Annotated in this window: 11 protein-coding genes; all 11 read right to left on the reverse strand. The window is 58.2% G+C overall.

All coding sequences use genetic code 11. From position 1 onward, the window contains the following. A partial coding sequence (locus Q8S60_RS11575; RefSeq protein ID WP_305668570.1) for an O-antigen ligase occupies nucleotides 1–1,390 on the reverse strand: 1,390 nt, incomplete at its 3' end. 60 nt (nucleotides 1,391–1,450) lie between these two features. Then, nucleotides 1,451–2,407: a GDP-L-fucose synthase gene (locus Q8S60_RS11580; RefSeq protein ID WP_305278468.1), complete on the reverse strand. Its 957-nt coding sequence runs from the start codon at nucleotides 2,405–2,407 to the stop codon at nucleotides 1,451–1,453. A gap of 11 nt (nucleotides 2,408–2,418) precedes the next feature. Continuing rightward, nucleotides 2,419–3,540 (reverse strand): GDP-mannose 4,6-dehydratase, encoded by a 1,122-nt coding sequence (gene gmd / locus Q8S60_RS11585; RefSeq protein ID WP_305278466.1) that lies wholly within the window; start codon nucleotides 3,538–3,540, stop codon nucleotides 2,419–2,421. A gap of 13 nt (nucleotides 3,541–3,553) precedes the next feature. Then, entirely contained in the window at nucleotides 3,554–4,306 is a 753-nt protein-coding gene (locus Q8S60_RS11590; protein ID WP_305278464.1) for a glycosyltransferase family 2 protein, read from the reverse strand. A gap of 21 nt (nucleotides 4,307–4,327) precedes the next feature. Next, on the reverse strand, nucleotides 4,328–4,870 hold the full coding sequence (locus Q8S60_RS11595; protein ID WP_305278462.1) for a putative colanic acid biosynthesis acetyltransferase: 543 nt from the start codon (nucleotides 4,868–4,870) through the stop codon (nucleotides 4,328–4,330). Beyond that, the gene (locus Q8S60_RS11600; RefSeq protein ID WP_305278460.1) at nucleotides 4,867–5,922 is read right to left on the reverse strand and encodes a glycosyltransferase; all 1,056 of its coding nucleotides are present in this window, start codon (nucleotides 5,920–5,922) and stop codon (nucleotides 4,867–4,869) included. Before Q8S60_RS11600 ends, Q8S60_RS11595 begins: the two co-directional genes overlap by 4 nt. Continuing rightward, nucleotides 5,916–6,740: a hypothetical protein gene (locus Q8S60_RS11605; RefSeq protein WP_305278458.1), complete on the reverse strand. Its 825-nt coding sequence runs from the start codon at nucleotides 6,738–6,740 to the stop codon at nucleotides 5,916–5,918. The genes Q8S60_RS11600 and Q8S60_RS11605 overlap by 7 nt, the downstream gene beginning before the upstream one ends. Next, nucleotides 6,733–7,464 (reverse strand): hypothetical protein, encoded by a 732-nt coding sequence (locus Q8S60_RS11610; protein WP_305278456.1) that lies wholly within the window; start codon nucleotides 7,462–7,464, stop codon nucleotides 6,733–6,735. The genes Q8S60_RS11605 and Q8S60_RS11610 overlap by 8 nt, the downstream gene beginning before the upstream one ends. Further along, on the reverse strand, nucleotides 7,461–8,504 hold the full coding sequence (locus Q8S60_RS11615; RefSeq protein ID WP_305278455.1) for a hypothetical protein: 1,044 nt from the start codon (nucleotides 8,502–8,504) through the stop codon (nucleotides 7,461–7,463). The genes Q8S60_RS11610 and Q8S60_RS11615 overlap by 4 nt, the downstream gene beginning before the upstream one ends. Then, nucleotides 8,479–9,213, reverse strand: coding sequence for a hypothetical protein (locus tag Q8S60_RS11620; RefSeq protein ID WP_305278454.1), 735 nt, complete (start codon nucleotides 9,211–9,213; stop codon nucleotides 8,479–8,481). The genes Q8S60_RS11615 and Q8S60_RS11620 overlap by 26 nt, the downstream gene beginning before the upstream one ends. A gap of 15 nt (nucleotides 9,214–9,228) precedes the next feature. Next, nucleotides 9,229–9,966: hypothetical protein (locus Q8S60_RS11625; protein WP_305668571.1), on the reverse strand; the 738-nt coding region annotated here is incomplete at its 5' end.

Here is a 9,966-nt window from a genome sequence, read left to right on the forward strand (position 1 = left end):
ACGCATAGAAAATGGCGACTGCGGGAATCTGCAGGCTGAAGTCGACGAGTGCATGCACGCCGACAAGGATGGTTGCCGCGACACCTACAGCCGGATAGGCGCGGTTGCGGCGGCGTCTTTGCACGCCTCCGAAACAGATCAAGGCAATACCAAGAACCGACAGCGTGAGGGCTGCGGCGCCGGGGAGGCCAAGTTCGAGAGCATTCTCGAGGTATGTGTTATGCGCCTTCTGCCAAAGGGTGAAGATATCGGGGTCACCACCTCTGTAAGCTTCGATCGCGTCGCTATAGGTCCCATATCCGGTACCGACCAGAGGCGCTGTTTTTATGGCTTCGATCGTCGTTACAAAAATGGACGACCGCAGATTATTCTCGATCGAAAGCCCCTGACGATCGACCCGTTCCAGAAAATTCCCGCCACCCAAAACGAGTGCTATGCCGACGGGCAGCAGAATGAGCAGGGGAATGTATCGATAGGCCGCGCCTCGTTTCGCAGCCGACCGCGTCTGAAGAAACACCAGTGCCGTTAGTGCGACGAGAGAGGCTGCGATGCCGCCCCGGGACGTTGTGAGGAAAAGTGCAAGAGAAGCCGTTACGAAGGCGGCCGACACCCAACGCGCATGCACGGTGACCATTTCAACGACCAGTACAATTTTTTGACCGAAGGGCCTGCTTATCGTGAAAATATGCTGCACGCGGTCGAGAAAGACAGAGGCGCTGCATAGCAGGGCAAGGCCTGCGAATGTCGCGAAGGAGTTGCGGTTTACGAAAGTCGATGTAAGCGAGTCTGCTCGCCGGGTGAGAAAGTAGGCGGATATCCACGCCCCATCGATGAAAAAGCCGACAAGGCCGTACAGGCAGTAGGCGCCACCGATGGCAATCGCCGCGTAGCGGGCCAGACGCGCGCGGGCAGGATCGACCGCCAGTTGCAGACTGATCCAGAACACCGCTCCATAACAAAGCAGATTTGAGAGTGCGGCGAGGCTAGCCTCGGGATTGAGGGTAATGCGTGCCGGGAGATCCTCCCCAAGAGCGTCCGCAGCGGTCTGCCAAAGAGGGTGTCCCGAAAAGCCCAGAGGGGCCCACTGAATTACGATCCACACAATCACAATCAGAAACAAGCCAATCGGCCATTTGAGTTGCCGGGTAAGGTCGCGATCCGTATGGAGTGAGCCGCGAAAGGTTGTGATCGCAACCCAGGACAAGAGCAGAACTCCCGCGACGAAGGCGACGACCCCCGAGGACAACGGCCGGTTGCTGCCCAAGGGAAGAGGGGCGGCGGCGACGAGCAGGACCAATGCGGAGAAGAGCCACATCTCGGCGCGCGCGACGATGCGTGGTGCCGGCATACGGCCTTGAGAAGGAGATGATCTGGCGTCAGTCTCGGGCATGATTGCTGGGCTTGATCCGGTTACTTTGGCTGGAAGCGATATTTCCGGCTGCTTATTCAGTCAGGCTTGACGAAGGTTTGCAGCGTTTTCGAGAAACCAGGCATAGGTATCGGCAATACCTTTTCGGAGGGGGATGCGGGCGCTCCAGCCCAGTTCCGAGAGGCGGGATACATCCATCAGCTTTCGTGCCGTGCCGTCAGGTTTTCCGGTATCGAAAACGATGCGGCCCTGGAACCCCGTAACCTCAGCCAGGATGTCTGCGAGTTCCGCAATCGTCACATCCTTACCGGCGCCGACATTGATATGGCTCAGCATGGGCTGGGTGAACTTGGCATAGATTTCCCGGTCGAGATTCATAACGAAGAGTGAGGCGTCGGCCATATCGTCGACGTGCAGAAATTCACGCCTCGGCTTTCCACTACCCCACACCACGACTTCATCGAGTTTCTGCTGTGCCGCCTCATGGAAGCGCCGCATGAGTGCGGGCAGAACGTGGCTGTTGTCCGGGTGAAAATTATCGCCGGTGCCGTAGAGGTTCGTTGGCATCACCGAGCGATAGTCCGTTCCATACTGACGATTATAGCTCTCGCACAATTTGATGCCTGCAATCTTGGCGATTGCGTAAGGCTCATTGGTGGCCTCAAGGACACCGGTCAGAAGCGCGTGCTCGGACATTGGTTGAGCCGCTTCGCGCGGATAAATGCAGGAAGAGCCGAGAAACAACAGGCGCTGCACTCCCGCGGCGAAGGATTGATGAATGACGTTCGCTTCGATCATCAAATTCTCGTAGATAAATTCGGCAGGATAGGTGTTGTTGGCGTGTATTCCTCCTACCTTTGCCGCGGCGAGAATGACAGCGTCCGGCCGCTCCTCTTCCATGAAGGCCCGCACGGCGCTCTGGTTCGTCAGGTCGAGTTCGCTATGTGTCCGAGTGACGGTCTCCGCCCCCTCGGCCTGGAGGCGCCGTAGAATTGCTCCTCCGACCATGCCGCGATGACCTGCAACATACGTCTTCATCGTCGAATCCCTTACCCTTCGATGGAAACGGGCAAATCGAGCCCGTTCTCCTTCAGCAGCCGATGACGGCGCGCAATTTTCAGGTCTTCGGCGACCATTTCGACGCACATTTCCTGCGCTGTGATTTGGGGCACCCAGCCAAGTTTTTCGCGGGCCTTTGTGGGATCGCCCAGAAGCGACTCGACTTCCGCAGGGCGGAAATAGCGAGGATCGATACGCAGGATGACGTCACCTGCCTTCACTGACGGTGCTTTGTCGCCCGTAACCGCTTCGACGATCGCGCATTCTTCGACGCCGCTTCCTTCGAAGCGAAGGTCAATGCCAAGCTCCGCTGCCGTCCACAATACGAACTCCCGAACCGAATACTGAACGCCGGTGGCGATCACGAAATCCTCGGGCGTGTCCTGCTGCAGCATCATCCATTGCATGCGTACATAATCCTTGGCGTGCCCCCAGTCGCGCAGGGCATCCATGTTGCCCATGTAAAGGCATGTCTCCAGGCCTTGCGCAATATTGGACAAGCCACGTGTGATTTTGCGGGTAACGAAGGTTTCGCCGCGGCGAGGACTCTCATGGTTGAAGAGGATGCCGTTGCACGCGTACATCCCGTAGGCCTCGCGGTAGTTCACCGTGATCCAGTAGCTGTAAAGCTTCGCTACGGCGTAGGGACTGCGGGGATAAAACGGGGTCGTTTCCCGTTGAGGAACTTCCTGCACCAGCCCATAGAGCTCGGAGGTGGCGGCCTGATAAAAACGGGTCTTCCGTTCGAGCTTCAGAAGACGGATCGCTTCCAGAAGGCGAAGCGTCCCCATTCCGTCAACATCGGCCGTATATTCCGGAGCTTCGAAACTCACCGCGACGTGAGACTGTGCTCCGAGGTTGTAGACCTCGTCGGGTTGAATCTCGCCGATAATACGGGTCAGGTTGGAACTGTCGGTGAGGTCCCCGTAATGGAGCTTCATTTGCGGGTTGTTGACATGCGGATCCTGGTAAATGTGATCGATCCGTTGCGTGTTGAACAGCGATGCCCGACGCTTGATGCCGTGGACCTCATAGCCCTTTTCCAAAAGGAACTCGGCGAGGTACGAGCCATCCTGTCCGGTTATGCCGGTGATAAGGGCTTTCTTGTTCATGGCTCCAAAATCTTCATGGCTTGATGAATTGCGTTATTTTACTCAGGTTTTTCCAGGCAAGAGCACCCAGTCCGCCGATATCGTTCGATCGTAGCGCCCGGTAGTCCTCCCGGCTCTTGCGCAGAATCCGGCCGAGGGAGCGGTTGCTTTCTCCGCCCACCCGCATTTTGACCAGAACCTGAGGAATATAAACCGGATGAATATTGCCGCGGCCGAAATAACGCAAAATAGCGTCATAGTCGGCGGCAATCCGATAGGTCGTATCGTAGAGGCCCCAGCGGTCGAAAACAGGGCGACGAAGGAAAAGCGCAGGATGCGGAGGCATCCACCCCCAAGCCAGCTTCCGCCGATCATAGGGACCGGAGTGCCAGTGCCGAATGATGCGTGTTTCGTCTTCGGCCGAAACATAGTCGAGATCGCCATAGACCGCACTTGCCGTCGAGTCTTCAAAGGCATGTGCCACCTGTTCCAGCACCCCGTCATGCGCAAAGAAATCATCCGAATGAACAAGACCGATCACGTCGCCGGAGGCCAGCGCGATCCCTTTGTTGAGAGCGTCGTAGATGCCTTTGTCGGGCTCGCTGAATACTTTCGTTCGGGTGGTCTTGTGGCGTTCAACTTCCGCCAGCGTTCCATCCGTCGATGCTCCGTCGACGATGAGATGCTCCACGTTCTCGTAGGTCTGAGAGGCAACGCTCCGCATTGCCTGCCCGATCGTGGCTTCGCGATTGTACACTGCTGTGATGATCGTGAACTTTATCGACACGGAAAAGGCCTACGAAAACAGCTATGGAAGGAGATCGGGGTCATGGATCTGTTCCAGATTGGATTGTTGCAGACGCAGAATCGAATGGGATGAGAGAGTGCCGCTGAAAACCACGCCTGGACCGACAAAGCAATGTTTGTCGAGTCGGGTTCCGGCCAGCAGTATGGCCCTGGCGGCTACCCAACAATGGTCAGCAATCACGATTGGGCGACCCACATAGCCGAAGTCGGGGGCGTGATAATCATGGCTGCCGGAGATCAGCATCGCCTGCTGGCTGAGGCAGACATTGCTGCCGAGAACAATTTCCTCGTCATTGTCGATGACGACACCACGTCCGATCCACACATGATCGCCTGTCGACAGCAGGCGTGGTGTCTTGATGGAGACGGCCGGCCGAATTACGACGCGCTGTCCGACACGCGCTCCGAAAATCCGGAGCAGAGCCGTCTTCAACCCGCTGGGAAAAGGCACGGCCGTTTCGAAGATCAGGGCGCTGACCAGAAACCATGCCGCTTGATACGCTCGATGGCGCAGGGCCACGGGACGGTGAAATTGCGAGATCATGCGGCTCTCATTGTGCAGTCTTCGAGAAAGGCAGCGAAATGGCCCGGGCCATAATCCGCGATGAAACGTGCCGTATCCGGGGCCCTGGCCTCCAGCGCCTCGCGGCTCGCAGGTAGAAGCGCAATGGCTTCGTCGATGTCTCGATAGACGAGGCCCCCATAGCCAGCGACGAAACCGCTGCTGGATGTGGACGAGACCAAGGGAAGACGACCCAATGCCATCGCTTCAAGTACGACATAAGGCATGCCTTCGGACTTGCTGGGAAAGAAGAAGACGTCATAGCTGGCCAGAACTTCACCGCGCTTTTCAAAGCTGACCGGACCGCCCAGGCGGATTTGTCCTCCAAGGTTGGCTTTGGCGATAGCGTCCACAATTTCGGCAACATAGGTTTCGTCCTCGACTGCGCCGTCGATGCGGAATTCACATAGGGCGAAGACTTCCGGGCGCATTTGCCGAAGGCCGGCCGCCAGGTCGACCAAGGCAATCTGGTTCTTCTTGCGGGCGATGCGCGACATGCACCCGATCACAAGTTGCGGTCCGGTAGGTGAGTGGCCGGCAAGGGTCGAACGGGATTCCAGAATGTCGCGTGGTATCGCATTCGGCACGGTATTTATCTGACGAGCATGAGAGAGGAGCAGACGGGCCTTGCGCGCCTCTTGCGGGTTCAATGCGTGGATGTAGAGCTTGCCGACGCGGGCGGTGATGTTGATCAGGCTGAGGATCGCGAGTTTTGTGCGGAACCGCCGCGTGCGCAACGCCCAGCGGTCGAGCATGCCGTGCGGGCAGATGACGACGTGCCGCCCCAGCAGCAGACCAAGCAACGTCATGGACAGACAAAATGGGGCAAACATATCGTCAATATGCCACACGCGCCTGCGGTCGGTCAGGGCTTGCCACAGACCTATGGGTCGCAAATTCATCCGGGTGATCAGAGCCGGATCGCTGCGCCGGGCCACCAGACAGGGATCATCGACGGCCGCGCTGAATTCATTCACCGCCATGGCAAGGCCGAAACTGGAAAGGGCCAGGCGATCGAGGAAGAAAATCACCATCGGCGGATTCCGTCTTTTGCTCCCAGCGTCCTGTTTTCGGCCTCAATTCCCTCAAGACGGGCCGCCATCGCCTCGGTCAGACGGATATCAGGCGCAGCCCGCGTGGCAGACGCGGCTTCCGGGGAGCGCGCCAGGAGGGTTTTGATCCAACCGCGCAATGTCGACGGGATCAGAGGGCGGATTGCGGCCTGAAAGAGTGGAGTGGCTACCAGTTGTTCAACAGGTCTCGGAACCAAGGCGCGCTTTCCGAAGCGGTTCTCGACAAGCTTCCCGCCAAGGAGAGGGCCGATCTCCTGGCCGAGCACCGTAGCCATGAGCATGCGCAACCGGGCGGGATCGTTCAGGACTTCGAATGGCACGATGTGGATGTCGGTAACCCCGAGTTCCCGGAGAGCCATCACTTTGGGGTTGATATAGGCGTTGTCGATATACTCCGCGGACTCCAGAAAGGCCGCCGGAGTGCCAGTCCAGCCATCGAAAGCGGCAGAGTGGCGGAAATGAGACGTCATTCGATCGACTTCGCGTCTGTGAATGATGATTGCACTGACGCGGTTGAAGCGCGTCAGGTTGCGCCGGAAGGCCGGGGAGAATTCGCCACCCTTGAAATACGTAGTGGTTGCATCAAGCAGTACCCGTCCTTTGAAACGCCCGGCGAGACCGTAAAGGGCAAAAAGCCAGGGAGCACTATCGAGTACCGACGATTCCTTGGGTACGCTTGCTCTATGGGGCAGGTGGTCTGCCAGATGATTGTAGAGCGTCGTCGTCCCGGCTTTCTTCTGACCGGGGATCAGAATGCAATGGAAATAACGATCAGTCATGACGAGAACCGGAAGTTCGCCGGAGCGCAGAGGCGGCCTGCTCGGCCTGTGTACCGATCTCAGCGGCCAAGGACAGATTTGAGCTGAGCAAGGACGTGATCCGCTCGCTTGGTCTGTTGTAAAAGGAATGGCCTTCGGTGCGTCGATCTTCCGACAAGGCGCGTGCCTGAGCGATGCCGCTCCGCACCGCTTCTCTATCCAGGCCAAGCCAGCGGGCAAGCCGGGCTTCCTCGTCCGTGTTGCCCGCAGTGAGGCGGGGCAAGTCCAAGATGCGAGCTCCGCGTGCAGCCAGCTCAATATAGTAATTGGCGGGGGACGGCAGACGGCGATGTCCGCTCAGGATGCGCTGCGCCAACTGCTCCAGCAGGGCCCGGTCATCTCCGGTTTCGGCATTGTTGCGCAGACGCTCGAGTACGTCCTGCCGATCGTATGCAAGAAGATGCGCGACGTAGCTCGGCACCACCTGGGTGAGGGGGCGATAGGAGAAGATCGCTTTTGCCGGGACCGCCCGAAAATGACAGTGAATGACCGACGCGCGGATGGCCAGTTCGCGGGACCCCTCAAGATATCGCAGCCCCGTCATCGCTTCCAGAGCGTGGCTGAGAAAAGTGGTGCCGGATTTTGGGAAACCCGAAGCCACAACGGATCCATTGAGCCGCGACAAAACGATCGCATTGAGCGCATTGATTGCTGCGCGCCGGCGGAGATGCCACCCGCCGCTCATCGCTCAGTCCCCAGAATGTCGGCGGGCGTCAAGTATACTCCTCCAGCAGGATAGCTCGCCATCGCGTGTGCATAGTCTGCAAAGCTGTTACAGCAACGTGCGCGTACCGAGGGGGCGTTGTTTAATCCCTGCACGGCTTCCCGGCTGCAGATAATGTCGCAGCCCGCCAGTGCTGCTTGAAAGACACGATTGTTCATGCCCGTGTAATGCCGGGTTGGCACGAGAACACAAGCGAATTCAGAGAAGAAAGAATCGATTTCAGGAACTTCAGAAACGAAAGCAACTTCCCTGGGAAGAAGGTCGCGTAGTGCCGGCGGCCCCAATACCGTAGTGCGATTCAGAAGTTCCGGTTCTCGAGCCAGCCGCCGGAGAAACCAGCGGTACTCTCCGAGACGCTGACGTCCGGGTGGCACGGCAAGCAGGAAACAGCCCGCTCGCAAGGCCTTGTCGCCTTGTTCAGGAAGTTTTCTGCGCGGAAACAGCTCCAGCGTCACGCTCATGTTATTGAATATGCCGATCCGGTCGGGGTCGCCGCCAATGAGCGGCCGCTGAAGAAAATGTCGCTCCGGTTCTGTCTGGACATAGACCCGATCGTACCGGCGCAGCATGGCGCGGTCCCGGCGCAGCCCCTGCACGATACGCAAAGGTGCGGCGAGACGAAACCGGTCGAAGCCGAAGCGTCCCGACAGCAATTCATATAACTGGTTCACGGCCTGACGGGCTTGCGAGTCGTTCAGCAACAGTGAACGCGATGCGATATCCAGATTTTCCAGTGCTCCCGGGTGAGGCGCGTGGCCCTTCTGAGTCACCATCTCCTCATAGCTTGCGGGAGTGTCGACGGGTGTGCGCCGGAGAACGATGTAGGCCTCGTCCATGCTCGCCGGCCATTGCTCCAACGTCACCGCAAATCGCTGTCTGCCGCGCAGAGCATGCACGTCGCGTCCCTGCTTCAGTTCCTGCAGTATCATCAGGAAGATCGGAATCCGGGCGCCGTTGAGATGCCCGGAGAAGAAATCAGGCTCGAGTGCGAAGAGCTTCATCGTACATCCTCTCCGCCGCGACGAGGCTGGCGTGTCCGGTCATCTTCTCGATCGGAAATTCAACGGCACGCGCCCGGAGCGAGTGCCGGAACGTTGAAGAGGTTTCCTGCGAACGGGTCAGCATGGCGGAGAAATTGCGGGCATAGTCCGGGCCGCCAATCAATTCGAGGAAGGCAGTCTCGGCGCCGCCCGCCGGTCCGCCGGCGCGCAACTCGTCGAAATCCAGCAAAACGAGCCCCGCCGCTTTGGCAGATTCGAGATAGGTCGCATAGCGCGTTGCCACGGGATCGAGACTGAAGCCTTCGGCAGTTCGCGTGCCGCCAATGACAGCGGTCAGAAGCTCCTCCGGTGGCAGGTCATGCAGGGCCGCATGCAAAGGATGACGTCGACTGGCGACGATGTATCGAGCCAGCGACACCGCGTAGTCGGCCGGACGACGGATCAGCAGGAAGCCCTTGTCCACGCCGGTATCCCGCGCGAGATCACCCATATGCTCTACGTGACCGAAGATCATACCTTGTCGATTCCGGAACAAATCCGGATGCGCCCGGGTGGCGATAATGGGTCCCGAGATTCGCAACAACCCGTAGGCTTCCGTCAGGGAAACCACCAGATTGGTGCCCGACTTCGGCAGACTGTTCACGAAGAACCGAGGCGTGGTTGCGCGACGGAAGGTCTTCGCGAAGTATTTCAGTTGAAGAAGTTTCACGCGCACAGCCGAATCCTATTTTCGAACTGCCGCGTATTGGCGGCGCAATAACACGAAGCGGCTGACGCGAATGAAGACAAATCCGCTGATCATTAGCGGTATCAGTTTTGCCAGAGCGGAGTCGAGATTGCCCGAGATGGCGAGACTGCTCACCGAGACAACGAGAAGTGTCATGCCGACAATCATCGTGCCGGGATTCCGCGATCTCGTCATGCGGAAGAAGAAGAAAAAGATCGCGCCGATAAATGCAGCGATGGCGCTTTGGGCGAGAAGTCCGTGGTTGTACAGTATGACTTTCAGCATGCCGGGCATGCCCAAGGCGCCTGAGAAATTCGTGAGCTCCGTCGCCCGAAATAAATAAATGATCTGCTGCCCGAAAGGAGCAACAGGAGGCGGAAACCCTGGTACTAAGCGGGCCAAGAGAACGCCGATAAAATCGAAAAATCCGAAATTGGCCAGTGGCTCCACGTCCCATGAGGAAAGAAACATCCCGTCGAGCCAAGATACGCGACCTGCGATTTTGCCAAGAGTTTGCCCCATGAAATCCGCAGACCCATAGAGGAGTCTCAACGTTTCCGAAAGCGGAAGATTCTCCCTGAGAGCTGCTGGGATAACAAAGCTGAATGGCAGAAGTATGAGCGCTAGTCCGGCCCAGACCAGATGCGCTGGTCGGATCGGGAGGCGTTCAAGCGTGTGATAGTAGAGGAATGCCAGGACCACGATGAACAGGGAGGCCTTGCTGCCGGTCAGCAC

The organism is Parvibaculum sp. (assembly GCF_030694575.1).
In the GTDB taxonomy this organism is placed as follows: domain Bacteria; phylum Pseudomonadota; class Alphaproteobacteria; order Parvibaculales; family Parvibaculaceae; genus Parvibaculum.

Excerpts from the sequence above, each read along its gene's own strand:
- Q8S60_RS11610 (WP_305278456.1), bottom strand. The coding sequence starts at position 7,464 with ATGAGCGGCGGGTGGCATCTCCGCCGGCGCGCAGCAATCAATGCGCTC.
- Q8S60_RS11600 (WP_305278460.1), bottom strand. The coding sequence starts at position 5,922 with ATGGTGATTTTCTTCCTCGATCGCCTGGCCCTTTCCAGTTTCGGCCTT.
- Q8S60_RS11605 (WP_305278458.1), bottom strand. The coding sequence starts at position 6,740 with ATGACTGATCGTTATTTCCATTGCATTCTGATCCCCGGTCAGAAGAAA.
- Q8S60_RS11580 (WP_305278468.1), bottom strand. The coding sequence starts at position 2,407 with ATGAAGACGTATGTTGCAGGTCATCGCGGCATGGTCGGAGGAGCAATT.
- Q8S60_RS11615 (WP_305278455.1), bottom strand. The coding sequence starts at position 8,504 with ATGAAGCTCTTCGCACTCGAGCCTGATTTCTTCTCCGGGCATCTCAAC.
- gmd (WP_305278466.1), bottom strand. The coding sequence starts at position 3,540 with ATGAACAAGAAAGCCCTTATCACCGGCATAACCGGACAGGATGGCTCG.
- Q8S60_RS11595 (WP_305278462.1), bottom strand. The coding sequence starts at position 4,870 with ATGATCTCGCAATTTCACCGTCCCGTGGCCCTGCGCCATCGAGCGTAT.